The sequence below is a fragment of the Snodgrassella sp. W8135 genome (genome assembly GCF_016101225.1).
GTDB lineage: Bacteria > Pseudomonadota > Gammaproteobacteria > Burkholderiales > Neisseriaceae > Snodgrassella > Snodgrassella alvi.
Map to the genome: position 1 here is coordinate 21,683 of NZ_JACFQX010000008.1, position 19,384 is coordinate 41,066.

17 protein-coding genes and 1 pseudogene are annotated in these 19,384 nt (G+C 43.8%); 9 read left to right on the plus strand and 9 right to left on the minus strand.

All coding sequences use genetic code 11. The features are described 5' to 3' along the window. Positions 1-21: 21 nt before the first annotated feature. From H3T75_RS10570 to metK, 5 genes are all read right to left on the minus strand, one after another. The gene (locus tag H3T75_RS10570) at positions 22-1,551 is read right to left on the minus strand and encodes a DHA2 family efflux MFS transporter permease subunit (protein ID WP_025329940.1); all 1,530 of its coding nucleotides are present in this window, start codon (positions 1,549-1,551) and stop codon (positions 22-24) included. Positions 1,552-1,759: 208 nt separating this feature from the next. Continuing rightward, positions 1,760-2,956 (minus strand): efflux RND transporter periplasmic adaptor subunit, encoded by a 1,197-nt coding sequence (locus H3T75_RS10575; RefSeq protein WP_084564345.1) that lies wholly within the window; start codon positions 2,954-2,956, stop codon positions 1,760-1,762. A gap of 37 nt (positions 2,957-2,993) precedes the next feature. After that, complete coding sequence (locus H3T75_RS10580) at positions 2,994-4,439, minus strand: efflux transporter outer membrane subunit (protein WP_198211689.1); 1,446 nt, start codon at positions 4,437-4,439, stop codon at positions 2,994-2,996. Between the two features lie 18 nt (positions 4,440-4,457). Then, a complete protein-coding gene (locus H3T75_RS10585) occupies positions 4,458-4,952 on the minus strand; it encodes a MarR family transcriptional regulator (protein ID WP_037393212.1) in 495 nt (164 codons plus the stop codon). Between the two features lie 784 nt (positions 4,953-5,736). Further along, positions 5,737-6,906, minus strand: a complete 1,170-nt coding sequence (gene metK / locus H3T75_RS10590) for a methionine adenosyltransferase (RefSeq protein WP_084547456.1) — start codon at positions 6,904-6,906, stop codon at positions 5,737-5,739. Between the two features lie 103 nt (positions 6,907-7,009). On the opposite strand from metK, the gene H3T75_RS10595 reads away from it, so the two are divergent. Next, entirely contained in the window at positions 7,010-7,882 is an 873-nt protein-coding gene (locus H3T75_RS10595; protein WP_198211690.1) for a lysophospholipid acyltransferase family protein, read from the plus strand. A 380-nt stretch (positions 7,883-8,262) separates the two neighbouring features. Here H3T75_RS10595 and H3T75_RS10600 read toward each other — a convergent pair. The 4 genes and pseudogenes from H3T75_RS10600 to dinG form a co-directional block, all read right to left on the minus strand. Further along, a pseudogene (locus H3T75_RS10600) lies at positions 8,263-8,495 on the minus strand (tRNA-dihydrouridine synthase); the annotation flags it as partial. Between the two features lie 145 nt (positions 8,496-8,640). Then, positions 8,641-9,033 carry a 30S ribosomal protein S9 gene (rpsI, locus tag H3T75_RS10605; RefSeq protein WP_025329932.1) on the minus strand — a complete coding sequence of 131 codons (393 nt, stop codon included), beginning with the start codon at positions 9,031-9,033 and terminating at the stop codon, positions 8,641-8,643. Between the two features lie 9 nt (positions 9,034-9,042). Further along, positions 9,043-9,471 carry a 50S ribosomal protein L13 gene (rplM, locus tag H3T75_RS10610; protein ID WP_025329931.1) on the minus strand — a complete coding sequence of 143 codons (429 nt, stop codon included), beginning with the start codon at positions 9,469-9,471 and terminating at the stop codon, positions 9,043-9,045. Positions 9,472-9,615: 144 nt separating this feature from the next. Beyond that, on the minus strand, positions 9,616-11,748 hold the full coding sequence (gene dinG / locus H3T75_RS10615) for an ATP-dependent DNA helicase DinG (protein ID WP_198211691.1): 2,133 nt from the start codon (positions 11,746-11,748) through the stop codon (positions 9,616-9,618). Between the two features lie 133 nt (positions 11,749-11,881). Here dinG and H3T75_RS10620 point away from each other — a divergent pair, with 133 nt between their 5' ends. From H3T75_RS10620 to trmL, 8 genes are all read left to right on the plus strand, one after another. Continuing rightward, positions 11,882-12,712 carry a MetQ/NlpA family ABC transporter substrate-binding protein gene (locus H3T75_RS10620; RefSeq protein WP_025329929.1) on the plus strand — a complete coding sequence of 277 codons (831 nt, stop codon included), beginning with the start codon at positions 11,882-11,884 and terminating at the stop codon, positions 12,710-12,712. 284 nt (positions 12,713-12,996) lie between these two features. Next, complete coding sequence (locus tag H3T75_RS10625; RefSeq protein WP_084547199.1) at positions 12,997-13,596, plus strand: CDP-alcohol phosphatidyltransferase family protein; 600 nt, start codon at positions 12,997-12,999, stop codon at positions 13,594-13,596. Between the two features lies 1 nt (position 13,597). After that, the gene (locus H3T75_RS10630) at positions 13,598-14,512 is read left to right on the plus strand and encodes a phosphatidate cytidylyltransferase (protein ID WP_198211692.1); all 915 of its coding nucleotides are present in this window, start codon (positions 13,598-13,600) and stop codon (positions 14,510-14,512) included. Positions 14,513-14,515: 3 nt separating this feature from the next. Next, the gene (locus H3T75_RS10635; protein ID WP_037393225.1) at positions 14,516-15,160 is read left to right on the plus strand and encodes a 1-acyl-sn-glycerol-3-phosphate acyltransferase; all 645 of its coding nucleotides are present in this window, start codon (positions 14,516-14,518) and stop codon (positions 15,158-15,160) included. Beyond that, entirely contained in the window at positions 15,153-16,913 is a 1,761-nt protein-coding gene (locus H3T75_RS10640) for a bifunctional alpha/beta hydrolase/class I SAM-dependent methyltransferase (protein WP_198211693.1), read from the plus strand. Before H3T75_RS10635 ends, H3T75_RS10640 begins: the two co-directional genes overlap by 8 nt. Beyond that, a complete protein-coding gene (locus H3T75_RS10645) occupies positions 16,910-18,232 on the plus strand; it encodes a phosphatase PAP2/dual specificity phosphatase family protein (protein ID WP_198211694.1) in 1,323 nt (440 codons plus the stop codon). The genes H3T75_RS10640 and H3T75_RS10645 overlap by 4 nt, the downstream gene beginning before the upstream one ends. Next, a complete protein-coding gene (locus H3T75_RS10650) occupies positions 18,178-18,585 on the plus strand; it encodes a hypothetical protein (RefSeq protein ID WP_198211695.1) in 408 nt (135 codons plus the stop codon). Before H3T75_RS10645 ends, H3T75_RS10650 begins: the two co-directional genes overlap by 55 nt. A gap of 194 nt (positions 18,586-18,779) precedes the next feature. Beyond that, a complete protein-coding gene (gene trmL, locus H3T75_RS10655; protein WP_198211696.1) occupies positions 18,780-19,262 on the plus strand; it encodes a tRNA (uridine(34)/cytosine(34)/5-carboxymethylaminomethyluridine(34)-2'-O)-methyltransferase TrmL in 483 nt (160 codons plus the stop codon). Positions 19,263-19,384: the final 122 nt, after the last annotated feature.

Consider the following 19,384-nt stretch of genomic DNA (forward strand, 5'->3'; position numbering starts at 1 on the left):
ATGAACCGGATTACAGACAAACTAATGTGCCCCGCCGCCACCGCCACTGCCAAACGGCGGTCTGGCAAACCACACCAGTACAATCAGAATCAGGAATGTCATCCCATACAGCCAGAACAGATCATTGGCACCCATAATATGAGCCTGCTGCCCTATGGTCTGCTCAATCGAGCCCAGTGGCTGAGTACCACTTAAACCGAGCTGGTTCATCCCCTGAATTGATTCATTCATTGTACTGTTATAAGGATGAATGTTTTCTACCAGTTGTGTATGATGCAAAGCCTCACGTTTATCCCATAACACATTGACCATTGAAGTACCAATACCGCCGGCCAGAATACGCACAAAATTGGAAATACTTGAAGCACTGGCAATCTGTGAACCGGACATATTGGACAAAGTAATCTGGGTTAGCGGCATAAAGAACATAGCCATACCAATCCCCTGCACAAACTGCGGCCAGAATACATCCATAAAACTCATACCGGCATTAAAATTGGTACGCCAGAAGAAACAGATGGCATATACAGTAAAGCTGATGGTTACCAGCACCCGCATATCCAGCCTGTTACCAAACTTACCAATCAATGGCGACAACAATACCGGGAAAATACCGATAGGCGCCGTTGCAAGCCCTGCCCAGGTAGCGGTATAGCCCAACTGCATCTGTAACAGCATCGGCAATAATACAATTGCGCCCATATAGGTCATATAGGCGGTACTGAGCGTAATCACACCTACCGTAAAATTACGGTCTTTAAACAGGCGTAAATCCACAATCGGATATTTTGCATACCATTCCCAGATAACAAAATAGCTCAGACATACCGTGGCAATAACCGCTAATATAATGATCTCATTGGATGAGAACCAATCCAGCTCATGACCACGGTCGAGCATCATCTGTAAGGCACCCACACCTACAACCATCAGGGACAGCCCCATCCGGTCGATTGGCTGGTTTTCGGTTTCAGTTTCGCGTTTTTTCAGCATCTGCCATGAGATACCTGCGGCCAGCAACCCGATTGGCACATTAATAAAGAAAATCCAGCCCCAATGCCAGTTGTCACTGATAATCCCGCCAAGAATCGGGCCGAAAATCGGTGCCACAATAATCACCATTGACCACATAGCCAGCGCCATCGGGCGCTTTTCCGGCGGATAAGCTGCCATCAGCAGACTTTGTGACAGCGGAATCATCGGACCGGCCACAGCCCCTTGCAATACACGGAAAAACACCAGCAATGCCAGACTGGGGGCAATACCACATAAAAACGAGGCCAGCACAAAGGACAGTGTAGCCACGACAAATACTTTTACTTCACCAAAACGGCGTGCCAGCCAGCCAGTAAGCGGTACAGAAATAGCATTTGCCACAGCAAACGCCGTAATTACCCACGTACCCTGACTATTGGCTGCACCCAGATTACCGGTAATAGTCGGTAATGCCACATTGGCAATAGTTGAATCCAGCACCTGCATAAAAACGGCCAGTGACAGAGCCACCGTAACCAGAGCAAGTGCCGGACCTTTTAAAGGAGAATGCGTCATTCAAGCAGCCTTATCGCAGAAATATTTTTTATCTGCAGCATATCCGGATAGCTGTACTCACAAGTACAGTCAATACTATTCACAAAGACGATACTTCCGGAATAACAAAAAAATCAGGCAAAATCATTACCATGAATAATGGCTGCTGGCGGCAGAATATGCCCTTCTGCTTTGGCAGCCGTCGGATTATGGTTCAGTATTAACTCAATCAGGGTGCATATTGAGTAAAAATTTCCTCAATCATATTATTGATTGGAGTCCAGTCAATTGCAGCCATATTTCCATTAGTGGGAATCGCATTAGCCGCAGTTAAATCCTGACCATTCTGGTTGCGCGTATTCACTTCAACATCCATTGATAAACCTACCCGCAGCGGATGTGCAGCCAGCTCTTTCGGATCCAGAGCAATCCGCACCGGCACACGCTGTACCACCTTAATCCAGTTACCGGTTGCATTTTGTGCCGGCAACAGTGAGAACGCAGCTCCCGTACCTGCTGACAGACCGGCTACCTTACCGTGATAAGTCACCTTACTGCCATATACATCGGCACTGATTTCCACCGGCTGACCAATACGGATTTTAGCCAGCTGACTTTCCTTAAAGTTTGCATCCACCCACACATTATTCAATGGTACAACCGCCATCAGTGCAGCACCGGTGGCTACCTTCTGCCCTACCTGTACATTACGCTTGGCAACCTGTCCGTCAACCGGAGCCTTAATCTGAGTACGTTGCAAATCCAGCCATGCACTCTTCAGATGACTGACAGCAGTCATCACTGCCGGCTGCTGACGCAGCGGAACATTGTGACCCAATACAGCTTTAGCCGCGCTTTCCTGTCCCTGCATAGCTTTCAGATTAGCCTGTGCTTCCTGTACTGCATCACGCGCATGACTCAGCTCCTCAGCAGAGATGGCATCTGTACCGGCCAGACTCTGGCGGCGCTGTAAGTCAGCCTGCAAACGTTTTAACTGTGCCTGTTGCGCTGCAACCTGTGCACTGGCCTGACGTGATTGAGCAGTCTGCTGCTGATTCTGGCGAATTGCATTAATCAGCTCATCATGTGCCCGTTCAAACGCCAGCTGCATATCACTATTATCCAGCTCTACCAGCACCTGACCGGCTTTCACAGTTTGCGTATCATCCACATTTACCTTTTGTACCGTACCGGTAATTTGCGGAGTTATCTGTACCAGATGACCATTCACATACGCATCATCGGTAGATTCTTTATGCTGCCAAACCAGCAGATACATCAGCAGACAACCCAGTGCAATCAGCAGAAAAATCACGGTCAGCAACACGAGTTTACGTTTGCGGCCGGCCGGTACCCGTTCTGACTGCGGCTGAACCGCCGGTTGTGAGGTGGTTACCGCCTCGTTAGTTTGCTTTTGTTCACTCATACGAAATAGCTCAATAAAATTTAAAAATAACAGTAAATTAACGAGTAGCCTCAGCATATGACATCTGGAAACCGCCGCCCAGAGAAGCATGCAGACTATTCCAGCTTTGCTGCTGCCAGGCAATGGTTTTAACCAAATCAGCCCGTGCACTCAGAGCAGCGTCTTCACGCTGTAGTCTGGTAATAGCATTGTCCAGACCGGCTGCCTGACGCTTGCTGCTGGCAGCTGCATTTTTCTGTGCCACCTGCCATGCCTGCTGCTGTAATGGCAGTGCCACAGTACTGTGCTGATAATCACTAATTGCATCAGCTGCCTGCTGCAAGGCAGTCAATACGGTTTTATCATATTGAGCTACCTGTTCATTATAAGCAGAGCGTTTACCGGATAATGCCGCCTGTAAACTGCCTGAAGTAAATAATGGCAGAGTAATGGCCGGAACAACACCCAGCATCCGTGAAGAAGAGTGCACCAGATCAAACGCATCAACATGCGCAAGACCTGCCAGACCCTTAATTTCAATATTAGGATAAAAAGCAGCCTCAGCCGCCTTTACACCAAAATAATTTGACTGTAACAACGCCCGCTGTGCAGCAATATCAGGCCGCTGCCCTAAAATATCCGCCCGCAAACCATCAGTCGCAACTGCAGGCACTTTACCCAATGGCTGCGGTACTGCTTCCGGCAACTGGGTCGGTGATAATCCGACCAGTGCCGCAATACCATGACGGGTACGTTCAATATCCGCCTGTGTCTGACGTAAAGCGCTTTGCAAATTCAGCACAGTCTGCGTAACAGCATACTCATCACTTGCCGGCTGCAAACCTGCGCGAATCCGGTTTGCAACCAGCTTCTGCAACTGCTGATTCACTGCAATACGCTGTTTCAGAATATCCGACTGTTCCTGTAACTGCTGCCATTGCGTATATTGCGACACAATACTCTGACTCAGTACTAGCCGGGCCTGTTCCTGCTGATAAGAAGCTGCAAGACGGGAACCCAGCGCAGCCTTAATCAGATTACGCTGTCTGCCCCAGAAATCAAAAGTATAATTAACCGCTACCGCAGCCATTTCATTACTGAAAACATGATTCGGGTTATCACCGTCCCGGTTTGAGTCAGGCTTCGGATTCAGATAGGCGGCCACACCATTAGCCTGTACCCCGACCTGAACACCAGCTTCGCCTCTGGCACCACGCCATTGAGCATCAGCTTCTGCAATACGCGCAGCCGCAATACGTAAATCCGGCGCATTGGACAAGCCGGTTTCCATTAATCTGTTTAACAATGGCTGATTCAGCCCAAGCCACCAGTTTTGTTTTACTGCTACAGTCTGCCCTGCCGGCAATTGCAGCTGACCGGCATCCTGTGGATTTTCCAACTCAGGCTGTTTGCCAAAATTGGCACAAGCAGATAACAGCAGCAAAGCAACAGGGCTAACAAGAGCCAGCTGACGTAATCGGGGCGCAGATACAGTTAATTTCATGCAAATCTCAGCAAAAAGTTAAGCAGCGGTTAATAACTTAGTTAACAGCTGCTGTAATTGTTCATATTCCGGTTCACTCAGGGCTGACCATACCCGCCGGTGAACCTCATTGGTTTCCGGACTAACCGTTTGAATCAGATCTTCACCGGCTTTAGTTAGCTTCAGCGTAATTTTGCGCCGGTCATAAGGATGAGTAGAGCGCGTAGCCCAGCCATTAAGCACCAGTTCATCCGACAAACGCGTTGCACTGGTACGAGTCAGATTCAGAATACTGCTCAGTTCTGATGGTAAAATCTCATGATTCGGGCGTGAATACACTGCCAGCAATGCATGCCACAGACTTTCTGATAAATGGTGCTTGTGTAAACGCTCATTCAGCTCACCGTGAATCGACGTATGTACCAGACGGATTAACCGGCTGAGCATCACCAACTGAACATTCATGCTTGGCATTTTCACTGCCAGCACCTCTAAAGTAGCTTCCAGTTCGGTAGCAGGAAGAGAAAAACCCATCTTAGAACACCTCAAAATCCAAAAAATAAACCATTTTAATAACCATACCACTTATTATAAATGAAGCTTATTATTTAGCTGAAAATATTCCATCCCTAAAATAGTCACTACCTTAGCAAATTTTTTGAAAAGCCCTCTTATCTATCTGTATATCTGCATATTGCCGGTAACAGTAAATACCCTATACCGTTATCGTTTTTTCCAGCCCTCATCTATCACCTGTCAAACAGAATTACCGGAAACAGACTCTACAGACCAGAGCAGCAAATTGCTTTAGCACATCATCCGTCGTTGCAGAAATGAAACAACCCGGACAGCATTCAGCAATACCGGTTAACCAGTTTTCAACTCAAAAAAACCATCACTTAAACTTGTTAATAATTGGCTGCAAAGACCATAAACATAATTATTTTTCTATACAAACCATAAAGTAACAACTCAAAACCATACTTATGTGTTAAGAGCATAATTATATTTAATAACAGATTAAATATAGAGACATTTTGAATTTTTTTACGCCTTATTAACCAGATACCTGTTTTACCGGCTTCTCCACAACAACCTTTCACACCAGCCTTAAACAAAATTGCATCTTCCACCCTGTACAAAACTGCAATTTTCTTAGCAAATACATTACCAATAACGACATAAGCAGCATATTCAGCTTATTCCACAGACAATCTACCGATACAACACCATCACAATATATACATATCCTGACTAACTACCGCATCAGCAAAAAAACAGGCTGCGTCAAAAGCAGCCTGTTTCTACATAACCAGAATTAAATACCTGCGGCTTCACGCAGCAGTTGCGCTTTATCCGTACGTTCCCAGGTAAATTCAGGCTCTTCACGCCCGAAATGACCATATGCCGCCGTTTTCGCATAAATCGGTCGCTGCAAATCCAGCATTTTAATAATACCCTTCGGACGCAAATCAAAATGTTCCTGCACAATTTCAATCAGCTTGTTTTCATCGATCTTGCCAGTACCGAAAGTATCAATCGCAATCGAAGTAGGCTGTGCAATACCGATAGCATAGGAAATCTGAATCTGACACTGACTGGCCAGACCGGCGGCAACAATATTCTTCGCCACATAACGGCAGGCATAAGCAGCAGAGCGGTCAACCTTGGTAGGATCTTTACCGGAAAAAGCACCACCGCCATGAGGAGCTGCCCCACCATAAGTATCCACAATAATTTTGCGACCAGTAAGACCACAGTCGCCTTGCGGACCACCAATGACAAAACGCCCGGTCGGATTAATCAGATATTGCGTCTCTTCAGTCAGCATATCAGCAGGTAACACCGGCTTAATAATATATTCCTTAACAGCTGCAACCAATTCATCACGTTCGATATCCGGCTCATGCTGCGTAGACAGCACCACAGTATCAATGCGTTTTACCTTTCCGGTTTCACTGTCATACACACAGGTAAGCTGTGCCTTGGCATCAGGACGCAGCCACGGCAGCTCACCACTTTTACGCACTTCACTCTGACGCTGCATCAGCCGGTGTGCATAATAAATTGCAAACGGCATCAGCGTAGGCGTTTCATCACAGGCATAACCGAACATCAGTCCCTGATCGCCTGCACCCATGTCCAGGTCAAGCCCTTCCCCTTCATTAACCCCCTGAGCAATATCAGGAGACTGCTCGTCATAACACACCATTACCGCACAGCCACTGGCATCAAACCCCAGTTCTGATGAGTTATAACCGATACGTTTAATTGTATCGCGTGCAACTTGTATATAATTAATATGCGCACGTGTAGAAACTTCACCGGCCAGAACACATAAACCGGTATTTACCAGAGTTTCAGCTGCAACACGTGCAGTAGGATCCTGAGTCAGGATAGCGTCTAAAATAGAATCGGAAATCTGGTCGGCAACTTTATCCGGATGACCTTCGGATACCGACTCGGAAGTAAACAGAAATTCACTCATAATTGGCGGATACTTTCTGATGCTAATCAAGCATTATGATGGGCAGTTATAAATGCTTTTGTTACAATGTCGCCCAAATTTTCGAGTTTGAGATACAGAACGGATGCAAAAGCTGGTTTATTTCATATTTTTCCTGTTGGCATTAATCCCCTTACCTGTTTTACAGGGTTTAGGTTCCGTACTGGGGCGCCTTGGCTTTTACTTCGCCACCAGTGAACGTAAACGCACAACTAAAAATCTGCATTTTAGCAAACTTGCCGCCAACGACCAAGAATCAGAAAAACTGGTTAAATCTATTTTTGCAGAAACAGCCAAAAGCGGGCTTGAGTTATCCATAGCCTGGACCCGCTCAAGCAAGCATATCGTCTCATTATTTAAAGAAGTACACGGCTGGAAACACATAGAAGCCGCTATTGAACGCAACGAAGGTTTGCTTTTAATTACACCACATCTGGGCAATTATGATCTTGCCGGCCGTTTTCTGAGCGAAAAACTGCCTTTCCCGCTTACCGCCATGTACCGTCCGCCTAAAATAAGCTGGCTGGAAAGCGTTATGAATAGCGGACGTGTACGTGATAACGGCTATACCGCTCCTGCCAATATGCTGGGGGTAAAACAAATTGTACGGGCATTAAAAAATAAGCAGGCTACCATTGTACTGCCCGATCAGGTACCCGGCGAAGGTGAAGGTGTATGGGCAACTTTTTTTGGTCAGCCTGCCTACACCATGACCCTAGCCTCGCGTCTGGCCATCATGCCTGAAGTCACTCCCCTGTTCTTTTGCGGCGAACGCCTGCCGCACGGTCGCGGCTTTGCCCTTCATATCGCACCGCTTGAAGGTACACTCAACGGCAACCGCGAGCATGATGCACAGATTATTAATAATAATGTTGAAAAATGGGTAACACGTTTCCCAAGCCAGTACCTGTTTGGCTATAACCGGTACAAATGGCGTAAAAACAGACCTGCTATCTAAAAACCATCGAAAAATTAGCAAACTATATCTTATACAAACAATATAGAAATCACAGAAGAATTATCTTTAAATTATAATTATTCAGAAATTATTTAATACATTATTTAATTAAAAATCGTCATATCAATTTAATAAATATTTATCAAGTATGATCTGAAATTAGATTGAATAAAATTATATAGATTAATTTCTACTAGATACAAATCATTAATTATTATTAATAAAACAGATATATTAATCTTAAAATTAATACTAAAAATATAAATAATTTGTTTAGCAAAAAATATTAAACAATTATCTAATTATGATTTGTTTTATTTTTATTAAACTATATAACTTGTAATTTTTTGCTTTAATATTTGTCCGTAAAACTCGACTTAATCCAGACCGATGCGATGCTTAATCGTAACCGGAATATTAACCGTTTCCTGCATAGCATTAAGCATTGTGCTACCAGTTCAACTTTACACATCAGACAGATACCAAAAGCACCTTGCTGTACCCGCGAGCTGGTGCTGAGGCAGCCGCAGTTCAGATTAATTTCATCATACTCATAACCAGCAGTAATTATAGCAGCCTGTACTAGAACTGCCCGCTTACTGCCGCCCTGCTGCTAAGCAATAGATTGCTCCTGCGGATAATATGCCAGTAATCTGTTTCAAAATTTACAATATATCTTTATTGACCTATTCACAAAAAAAGAGCCAATAAAGGCTCTTTTTTGAATATATAAACTGTTTTGGTAGTGGCAATACAGATTAACGTTTTGAGAACTGTTTTGCACGGCGTGCTTTGCGCAGACCGAATTTTTTACGTTCAACTTCACGTGCATCACGAGTAACCAGACCAGCAGCAGACAGAGTTGGTTTCAGAGCTGCATCGTAGTCAATCAGTGCACGGGTAATGCCATGACGAATCGCACCAGACTGACCGGTTTCACCGCCACCTACAACATTTACTTTAATATCGAAAGCTTCCAGATTTTCAGTCAGTACCAGAGGCTGACGAACAATCATGCGACCGGTTTCGCGACCAAAAAATTCATCCAGCGGACGACCATTTACAATAATCTGACCGCTACCCTTTTGCAGGAAAACACGAGCCACTGAACTTTTGCGGCGACCCGTGCCGTAGTAATATTTACCGTTCATTGCGTGTCCTTAGATATCCAAAACTTTAGGTTGTTGAGCAGCATGGCCATGTTCTGCAGTAGCATATACTTTCAGTTTTTTAATCATGGCATAGCCCAACGGGCCTTTAGGTAACATACCTTTAACGGCTTTTTCCAGCGCACGACCAGGAAACTGGTTTTGCATTTCAGCAAAAGTGCGCTCATAAATACCACCAGGAAAACCTGAGTGGCGATAGTATTTTTTGTCAGTCTGTTTCTGACCAGTCACACGCAGTTTGTCAGCGTTAATTACAATAATGTAATCACCAGTATCAACATGTGGCGTGTATTCTGGCTTATGTTTGCCACGCAGACGGCGGGCGATTTCAGCAGCCAGACGACCCAGAACTTTGTCTTGAGCATCAACCACATACCAATCGCGCTTCACCTCATGGGGCTTAGCTGAAAAGGTTTTCATAAAAGCTAATCCAGATAAATATACGAAAGCTTCTAATATTAAAGATTAATCAATTGATTGTCAATTGCTGTACAGGGTTTGTATGACAATTTCCCTGTACTGAGCAGGATACAGTTGCATTGATGATTACATCTGTAGTCATATTCAGCCGATACGTTTGAAAGGTGGTAAACACGCCAGTAACTGTTTACCATATCGCGCAGTCAGAATACGATTATCCAGAATAGTAACCCGGCCGTAATCTGTTTCAGTCCGAATCAGCCGCCCTACGGCCTGAATCAGCTTGATACTGGCTTCCGGCACAGTAATTTCCATAAACGGGTTACCGCCGCGTGCCTCTATCCATTGATTGCGGGTTTTCTCAATCGGATTATCCGGCATAGCAAACGGCAACTTGGCAATAATGACCTGCACACACATCTCACCGGGTAAATCCAGACCTTCAGCGAAACTGTCCAGACCGAAAATAATACTTGGACGACCGGCAGCAATTGCCTCATGATGGCGCTCTAATAATATCTGTTTAGGTATTTCTCCCTGCACCAGCAATAAGGGCAAATGACTGTCCGGCAATTTCAGCGCGACCTCCTGCATTTGCCGCCGTGAAGAAAATAATACCAGCGTCCCAATAGGTTCGCTTTCATTAATTAGCTTCGGCAGCCAATTAACAATTTCGCTGGTATGCGCTGCCGCATCTTTCGGGCTGGCTGCCAGTGCCGGTATATACAGCTCACCCTGTTCTGCAAAATGAAACGGGCTGTCCAGTGCCAGCATAGTAGTATCAGGCAGCCAGCTCAGGCCTGTTTGCTTTAACAGTAAATCAAATGTACCCAGTGAGCGTAATGTGGCCGAGGTCAGCAATGCCCCCGCCGCCCGCCGCCACAAACCACTGGCCAGCTTACTGGCACTGGTAATGGGAGAGGCATGAAAGTTGTAGTCAACCTTATCTTTAGCTATCCGAGTAATCCATTTAGCCAGTGGTGCTTCGCCTTCAACTTTTTCCGTGGACATTAAATCCCATACATCCACGACCTGTTCAGTTCGCGCCAGCAGCATGCCCAAATCAGTACTGAGTTGATCAAGCAGGCTGCTATCCTTATTCTTATCTCGTCTAGAGGCAGATAATGCCTCATTCATACCATTTAAATGTTTCAGCAGCATTCGTGCGGCGATAGCGGTATTATTTACCAGCATATTCAAACTCAATGGTATTTCACCATCCGGCCACAGCCAGCTGCTTTCTTCGATACCGTCCTGTACTGCCAGACTGGGTTCATCAGCCAGACAAATCAGCCATTCCTGCAAACTTTCCTGCAAACCCGATGCAGCTTCAACAGCCAGCACTGCAAGTTCACTTTTATCCAGCACACCAGCTACTTTATCTACAATATTACCAATCCGGTCTAAAAACCATAATGTCTGATTCAAACTATGTTCAGCCGCAAATTGCTGTAAAGCTTTATGCGGTAAATGGTGCGCTTCATCGATACAATAAAAACTGTTGGTCGGTGCCGGCAAAATTACACCACCGCCCATGCCGATATCAGCCAGCAGTAAATCATGATTGGCTACCACAACATTCACCGTTTCCAGCGTCTCCCGCGCCAGAAAAAAAGGACACTCGGCGCGGTTCGGGCACCCGGATTTCAAACAACCATGGCGATCATTAGTTACTTTCTGCCATAAACCGTCGTCAATTTGTTCCGGCCATGTATCCCGGTCTCCATTAAAAGTACGGGCAGCAAACTGATCTGCCATATTACGCAATACTGCCAATTCTTCTTTTTTAGGCTTCCGCTCCCAGAGTACCATTTGTGGTTCAAAACCCTGCAAACTGTCCTGTGCGTTTAATTGGGTTAATTGATACAGTTTATAGGGACATAAATAACGTCCGCGTCCTTTAGCCAGAGCAAAACTAAGACTCAGTCCGCTGTGTCTGACTACAAACGGTAAATCACGCCCGACCAGTTGTTCCTGCAAGGCAACAGTCGCACTGCTTACTACCAGTATTTTGCCGCGCGTCTGCGCCATAATTCCGCCGGCAAGTAAATATGCCAGACTTTTACCCACTCCTGTCGGCCCCTCTACTACAACGATAGACTCACCATTGCGCTCCGGTGCATCCTCACCATCCTGCTGTTGCTGAGTGCGTGAAAATGCATTGGCAACAGCTGCAATCATTTCCCGCTGTGCCTGCCGGGGCCGGAAATTAGGCAAACTTCTGGCAATACTTTGGTAATGATCACGTATGGCGTTTTTTTCTAAATCAGTAAGCATAACAATTCAAACAATAGGTAAATAGCATAAACCCATATTCTTTTTAGTAGTAAAGTTATTTAAAATCAGTATATTTACAAACTAATTCCAATTATATACTTAAATTCCATATTAAATTTTTAGCAGGCACATTATGAACAAAATTATCTATTTCGTTTTATTCTGTCTCGTGACAACAGGTCTTATTGCCTGCTCTAAAACTCAGCAAGATTCCACAGCAGACAGTACGACCAAAAAAGAGCTGGTTTTTGGTGCCTCTGCTATGCCTTACAGCACAGTATTTGAACAAGGCATTAAACCTATTTTGGAAAAACAGGGCTACACCATTAAAACCATGAATTTTTCCACGCTGGAAGTGAATAATCAATCTGTTAATAATGGTCAGGTTGATTTTAATCTGGATCAGCATACTGCCTATCTTAATGTCTTTAACCGTGAAAAAGGTACACATCTGTATCCTTTGGTACATATCCCTACCATACCGGCTGCCATTTACTCAGACAAATACACATCCTTTCAGCAGGCGCCTAATGGTGCTACTGTGCTGATTCCCAGTGATCCGGCCAATACTTCACGTGCATTGCGCATTCTGACCGATAATCATTTCATTCAGCTCAAATCCGGTACTAACCCGATACTGGCAACATCCAGAGACATTGTCAGCAATCCAAAACAATTGAAAATTAAAGAAATGGATTCAGTCATGATTCCGCGCACACTAGGTGAAGTAGATTTCGGTTTCGCCTCCGGTGGGATTGCTTACCAGTCTAAACTTGATCCGAAAAAAGCCGTACTTCGTGAAAAAGTAATTCCGGAAATGGAAATGGTGGTTACCATTAATGAAAAAAATAAAGATACACAGTGGGCAAAAGACTTAAAAGCAGCCTATCAATCACCAGAATTTAAACAATTTATGCAGAAATACAATCAAAATCAGATGTGGGCACTGCCACAAGGTGAATAAACCTATTTCATCCTGAAAATTGCCGGTAATACTCTCACGCATTACCGGCAATTCATCTATAAATTCATCACGTAACAGTAAAAATTTAAAAAATGTATAGCAGTTCACTAATTATTAATCAAAACACTGAAAATAAACCCCTCATGTAATATTTATTAACGTGGGTTTTGCAGTATGCCTTAACAAATCGGTACAGCAGCCTAACATGTTTAATAAAAATAACAAAACAAAAATTTTAAATACATTTTATAATATAGAAATTACATAACTTAATTTATAAAAGCATGACTCTTTACAGTATCAAACCTGCTTTTCAAAAATTATTACGCCCGCTCATGTTCTGGCTGTATCGAAAAGGCGTTACAGCAAACCACATTACCCTTTCTGCAATTGGTCTTTCTGTATTAATCGGTGTCATACTGGCTATTTTTCCGCATCCGGGATTATTCTGGCTGCTACCGATTACATTGTTTATCAGAATGGCGCTCAATGCACTGGATGGCATGCTCGCTCGTGAATGTAACCAGCAAAGCCGGCTTGGTGCTGTCTTAAATGAATTGGGTGATGTCTTATCTGATATTGCCTTATATGTGCCATTCATTCTGTTACCGGGCAGTAATACAACTGTGGTACTGGTAATGCTCTTTTGTGCAGTACTTACGGAATTCTGCGGCATTCTTGCTCAAACAATAAATGGCATCCGCAGCTATGCGGGTCCCATGGGTAAAAGTGATCGCGCCCTGATTTTCGGTACATGGTCTTTATTACTGGCTATCTGGCCAGAATTAACATCATGGAACAATCTGCTGTGGTGTGTATCAATTGTCTTACTGGTCTGGACTTGTGTTAACCGTTGTCGCAGTGCCCTGACCGGAGAACACTGATATGCTGTTGCAAAAATCCTTACTGGTCATTTTCAGCCTTTTATTACTGGCTACAGTTATCAATGGCTTATTAGTGTGCCTGAAACCAGATAAAGACTGGCATGAACTCACACTGCGTATTCGAACGTGGTGGATTATTATTATACTGTTTTCTCTGGCATTAATCAGTCCATCCTGGTTAGGGATATGTTTTTTTGCTCTGGTCAGCTTTATGGCGTTAAAAGAATATTTAACGCTGGTACCGGCACGCCATGCAGACCGTATGCCTATCCTGTGGATGTTTATCACTATTCCGATTAATTACTGGTTTATCGGCAGTAACTGGTACGGTTTTTTTATTATATTTATTCCGGTATATATGTTCCTGTTTTTACCGGCACGAATGGTTATTGCTGGTGATACCAAACATTTTCTGCGTACAGTGTCTCAATTGCAGTGGGGTTTGATGACAACTGTATTTGCTTTCAGCCATGTTGCCAGTTTGCTGGTACTGCCGAATGATCATCAGCAAACTGGTGCGCTATTGGTACTGTTCCTTGTGGGTTTAACAGAATTCAATGATATTACTCAATACTTGTGGGGTAAATCTCTGGGTAAAATCAAAATAACACCTAAAGTCAGCCCGAACAAAACTCTGGCCGGACTACTTGGCGGCATAGCCAGCACGACAATTGCTGCCATGCTGCTGGGTCCTATACTGACACCACTGAGCTGGGAAATGTCTTTAATTGCAGGTCTGATCATCAGTATAAGCGGATTCTGTGGTGATATTGTCATGTCTGCAATCAAGCGGGATATTGGTATTAAAGACAGCGGCACGATATTACCCGGCCACGGAGGGATTCTTGATCGTCTGGACTCATTGATTTTTACTGCACCGGTATTTTTTCATTTTGTTCGCTATTTTTACTACTAAATCATGCTTAAATCATTACTCAAACCCATATTTGCATTATGTATAGAATGGCCGTTTATGCGTTTCTGGCTGGGTTTGCGTATTCATCAGCATCACAATCTGCCTAAACAGGGTCCGGCAATCATTGTTGCTAATCATAATAGCCACATGGATGTATTTGCACTGATGGGTCTATACTCACCTTTACAGCAAAATCAGATTCATCCGGTAGCTGCAGCAGATTACTTTCTGAGTAATAAATGGCTGGCCTGGTTTGCAATTAATATTCTCAACATTATTCCGGTTACCCGTCAGAATGGCGGCCAGAACAATCCGCTTCAGGGCTGTGAAGAAGCCTTACGTCAAAACAAAATCCTTATCCTATTTCCAGAAGGCTCTCGTGGCGAACCCGGAAAAATGCAACCGCTCAAATCAGGTATCTGGTATTTAAGCGCTGCTATGCCAACTGTACCCATCATTCCGGTATGGCTACAGGGAACTGAACAGATTATGGCTAAAGGTAATCGTATTCCGCTGCCCCTATTCATAGACATTAATATTGGTAGTGCCATGTATTACCAGCCGGATAAAGACCAGTTTAAAGCAGATTTATTAAATAATTTACTCGCATTGCGTCCGCAATATACGAAAAGAGATTCTGATGACTGAACAACGCCAAGCAAAAGAAAGCACATTTTATACCAGCGATAAACAAGAATTATTTTATCGACACTGGCCTGCTATTACCTCCGGCACAATACGTAAAGTTATTGTATTGTTTCACCGCGGGCATGAACATTCAGGCCGTTTGCAGCACATTGTCGATGAGCTGAACATGCCGGATACAGATTTTTATGCATGGGATGCCCGCGGGCATGGCCACTCTCCCGGCCCTCGCGGTTACAGCCCGTCTCTGGCTCGTTCTGTACAGGATGTAGATGAATTTATGCATTTTGTTGCCGCAGACAGCCAAACTCCTCTTTCGAATATCATAGTGATTGCGCAAAGTGTAGGAGCGGTACTGGCAGCAACATGGGCACATGATTATGCCCCGAAAATTCGCGGACTTGTATTAGCCTCTCCTGCATTTAAAGTAAAACTGTACGTGCCGTTTGCCCGGCCATTGCTTAGTTTCGGACAATATGTGAAAGGTCTGTTCTTTGTTAATTCCTATGTCAAAGGCAAGTATCTGACTCATGATCCTGAACGTGTTAACAGTTTTAATAACGATCCGCTGATTACCCGTGCAATTGCAGTAAATATTTTACTGGATTTATACCGTACAGCCGACCGCGTCATTGAAGATGCCGCTGCTATTACTTTACCTACACAACTGCTGATATCCGGTCAGGATTATGTAGTGCACAGGCAACCACAACTGGATTTCTATCAGCGTATTCGCAATCCGCTCAAAGAAATGCACATTCTGCCCGGTTTTTATCACGACACATTGGGCGAACTTAACCGAGAAGAAGCTTTTACAAAAATTCGCAGCTTTATCGATACCTTATATCAGCAGCCAGTAGCCGCTTTTAATTATCAGCATGAAGATCGCTGGAGCCCGAGTGCAGATAACTGGCGTGAATTAAGCGGCGGACCGGTTCCGCTTTCTTTCAGTGCCTTTAGTTATCGTGCCTTACATAAAGGTATGACAACCCTTGGTAAACTTTCTAATGGTATTAAACTGGGTTGTGAAACTGGCTTTGATTCCGGCAGTACACTGGATTATGTTTATCAGAATCAGCCTCAGGGTCAAAACTGGCTGGGAAAACAATTTGACAAAGCTTATCTCAATAGCATTGGCTGGCGAGGTATCCGGCAACGCAAAATTAATCTGGAGTATATGATTAAACAAGCTGTATCAAAACTACAGGAAGAAAATCTTCCGGTTCGGGTTGTTGATATTGCTGCCGGTCATGGCAGGTATGTCATTGAAGCATTATCCAATATCAATGCAGTTGAAGAAATTTTATTACGCGACTACAGTGAACTTAATGTCAGCAAAGGTCAGCAGATGATTGCTGATTATGGTTTAAGCAATAAAGCGCGATTTGAAATTGGTGATGCCTTCAATCAGGAACAACTCGCAGTACTTACACCTCAGCCTACACTGGGTATTGTTTCCGGACTTTATGAACTTTTTCCGGATAACTCTCTGTTACGCAATTCACTAAATGGTTTAGCAGCAGCTATCCCTGCCGGTGGTATCCTGATTTACACAAATCAACCTTGGCACCCGCAATTGAAAACCATTGCATGGTCTTTAACCAGCCATCGTCAGGGTCAGCCGTGGATTATGCGTAATCGTTCTCAAGGTGAAATGGATGCTCTGGTAAGTGCAGCCGGTTTTGATAAATGTGCACAAATTATTGATGAATGGGGGATTTTCAGCGTATCCATGGCAATTCGCCGTGCATCATGAAGTTGCGTAGTCAATTAAACTGTCTGGCAGTAGGCTGGTTAATCATTCTGGCGCCGTTTTTCTTGGTAACGTATGAACTGGTTAATCAGTTTACTGCCACACGAGCTGATATTAATAGTGTGGTATATAGCTGGGAACAATACATCCCATTTATTCCGCTCACCATTATTCCTTACTGTAGTCTGGCTTTGCTCTATAGCATATCTTTATTTTTGTGTCGCTCTGTATCTGAACAGACTCGTCAGGCCTGGCGGTTAGTATTAGCTTCTACAATAGCCTGTATCAGTTTTTTACTATTTCCTCTTCGTTTTAGCTTTATCCGTCCCAAAGTTGAAGGTTTTACCGGCTGGTGGTTTAATCAGCTGGAGCAGTTTAATTTATCTTATAATCAATCTTCAATACTCTATATCATCCTAAGCTGGCTGCTGTGGCAACACTTTTTACAACATGCTCCTAAACGTCTGCGCTGGCTGATTCATTGCTGGTTTCTGTTAATTGGTATTTCTGTATTGACGACATGGCAGCATCATTTTATTGATGTAATCATCGGCGTAGCTATTGGTATGTTTATTGACTGGCTAATACCGGTTAAAAAAATACCAAAAACCCATATTCATATACCGTGTACACAGTCAAAAAAGCTGACTAAGTATTATGCAACAGCAGCGCTTGTGTGCTTATGTTTTGGAATTTATTCTACTCCGTGGTTATTATGGCTGGCATTATCTTTATTTATTGTCAGTTGTTCATATCATTTTGGTGTTAATACAATATATAAATCACAGCATGGCAAATATTCAGCGGCTACTTATATTCTGTTATTTCCCTGGCGATGTCTGATGACTATTTCCAGATGGCTGTATACCCGTAAAATTCCTGCTATCAGCCCAATCAATGAGCACATTTTTATGGGTAGTTATCCTTGCAGCAGTATTAAACAAAAAGCCATTCTGGATTTAACATTCGAATTTCCACGCGCCCAATCTACATATAATCGCGTGTATACATGTATACCGATGCTGGATCTGGTTTGCCCCAGTATGTTGCAATTGCAACAAGCTGTCAGTGAATTAGAAAAATTACGTACACAGCACAATAGTGTTTTAATCCATTGCTCATTGGGACTATCACGTAGTGCCATTGTAGTAGTAGCATGGCTGCTGGCTTTTGATAATTTTAAAACTGTAGAACAGGCCTGTACATTTGTGCAGCAACAACGCCCGCAAATTGTACTAGGCTCCAAACATATGGAACTTCTTGAGCAATGGCATATCAGCATAACCCAGAATCCAATGAACATGAACTTAGTAAGGTGTTAGTCAACCACACATTAGCAAGCTGGCGCTTTTTGTTATTGATGGCATTAATACCTTTATTATGGGCAATATTTTGCGCATCTGGCGGCTTAATACGTTCACTGATCACAGCTGGTGCCGGTATAGTTATTTATCAATGCTGGCGGCTATGGCTGGATAATCATTATTTCTCTGAACTCACTCAGGAAAATAACCGGCAGGCTGGTATTATTCTTACTTCTATTTGGCACAAACAAAAACTGCAAGATTTTACTTTGGAACAAAGATATCAGGGAGCACTGAAGCAACTCAAATATTCCTTAATAAGCTGTGCTCTGCTCTGGCTAATCTGGATTATTACTTTATTGTTTAAATGAAATATCTGTAGATTTAATGATAAAAAATAAGATTAATCTATGTTAAATTAAAATGGTATAGAAATTTTCTATCTATAAGCAGTTAAGCGAATAAGCGATACATCTGTCACATTCTTCATTCAAAGCAGTAGTCACTTAAATTTCTAATATAGATTATACTAATCATCTTTTTTGTATCAATAAAAACCAATCAGATGAGTCTGCACATAGCTCTGTATCAACCTCAAATTCCTGCTAATACCGGCAATATCGCCCGTACTTGTGCCGGCACACATACCAGCCTGCATTTAATTCATCCTTTAGGTTTCTCTACCGATGACAAGATGCTTAAGCGTGCTGGTCTGGATTACTGGCCTCATGTAGATATTCATTATCATGATAGTCTGGAAGCATTCATCAGCATGACCGAAACTCAAATTAATGCACAAGTCTACCTGATAGAAACCTACGGCACTCGCAACTACACTCAGTTCGACTACAGCGACCCCAATCAGCAAATCTACTTTCTCTTCGGTCGCGAAACCACCGGATTGCCCCGGGCATTCGCACAGGCTCGCGCAGAGCAGTGTCTGCGAATCCCGCAGTCAGAGCACATCCGCTCACTAAACCTGTCCAACGCCGCCGCCATCGTCCTCTACGAAGCGCTGCGTCAGCAGTCCTTCCCTTCTCTGACCTAGATACAGCAACAGCAGCCATTAGGCTGCTGTGGTATTATTTTTTCTTCTGTTGTACTTCTCAGTACTAAAATAAGAAACCCGGCTGACTAATCAACCGGGTTCTTCTATAGGGAGTCTGGCGG

What these genes read in the sequence shown, in the direction of transcription:
- rpsI (WP_025329932.1), bottom strand. Translation starts at nt 9,033, where the DNA reads ATGAACGGTAAATATTACTACGGCACGGGTCGCCGCAAAAGTTCAGTG.
- H3T75_RS10630 (WP_198211692.1), top strand. Translation starts at nt 13,598, where the DNA reads ATGCTGTTGCAAAAATCCTTACTGGTCATTTTCAGCCTTTTATTACTG.
- H3T75_RS10595 (WP_198211690.1), top strand. Translation starts at nt 7,010, where the DNA reads ATGCAAAAGCTGGTTTATTTCATATTTTTCCTGTTGGCATTAATCCCC.
- H3T75_RS10625 (WP_084547199.1), top strand. Translation starts at nt 12,997, where the DNA reads ATGACTCTTTACAGTATCAAACCTGCTTTTCAAAAATTATTACGCCCG.
- H3T75_RS10585 (WP_037393212.1), bottom strand. Translation starts at nt 4,952, where the DNA reads ATGGGTTTTTCTCTTCCTGCTACCGAACTGGAAGCTACTTTAGAGGTG.
- H3T75_RS10575 (WP_084564345.1), bottom strand. Translation starts at nt 2,956, where the DNA reads ATGAGTGAACAAAAGCAAACTAACGAGGCGGTAACCACCTCACAACCG.
- H3T75_RS10635 (WP_037393225.1), top strand. Translation starts at nt 14,516, where the DNA reads ATGCTTAAATCATTACTCAAACCCATATTTGCATTATGTATAGAATGG.
- metK (WP_084547456.1), bottom strand. Translation starts at nt 6,906, where the DNA reads ATGAGTGAATTTCTGTTTACTTCCGAGTCGGTATCCGAAGGTCATCCG.
- dinG (WP_198211691.1), bottom strand. Translation starts at nt 11,748, where the DNA reads ATGCTTACTGATTTAGAAAAAAACGCCATACGTGATCATTACCAAAGT.
- rplM (WP_025329931.1), bottom strand. Translation starts at nt 9,471, where the DNA reads ATGAAAACCTTTTCAGCTAAGCCCCATGAGGTGAAGCGCGATTGGTAT.
- trmL (WP_198211696.1), top strand. Translation starts at nt 18,780, where the DNA reads ATGAGTCTGCACATAGCTCTGTATCAACCTCAAATTCCTGCTAATACC.
- H3T75_RS10640 (WP_198211693.1), top strand. Translation starts at nt 15,153, where the DNA reads ATGACTGAACAACGCCAAGCAAAAGAAAGCACATTTTATACCAGCGAT.
- H3T75_RS10570 (WP_025329940.1), bottom strand. Translation starts at nt 1,551, where the DNA reads ATGACGCATTCTCCTTTAAAAGGTCCGGCACTTGCTCTGGTTACGGTG.
- H3T75_RS10650 (WP_198211695.1), top strand. Translation starts at nt 18,178, where the DNA reads ATGGCATATCAGCATAACCCAGAATCCAATGAACATGAACTTAGTAAG.
- H3T75_RS10645 (WP_198211694.1), top strand. Translation starts at nt 16,910, where the DNA reads ATGAAGTTGCGTAGTCAATTAAACTGTCTGGCAGTAGGCTGGTTAATC.
- H3T75_RS10580 (WP_198211689.1), bottom strand. Translation starts at nt 4,439, where the DNA reads ATGAAATTAACTGTATCTGCGCCCCGATTACGTCAGCTGGCTCTTGTT.
- H3T75_RS10620 (WP_025329929.1), top strand. Translation starts at nt 11,882, where the DNA reads ATGAACAAAATTATCTATTTCGTTTTATTCTGTCTCGTGACAACAGGT.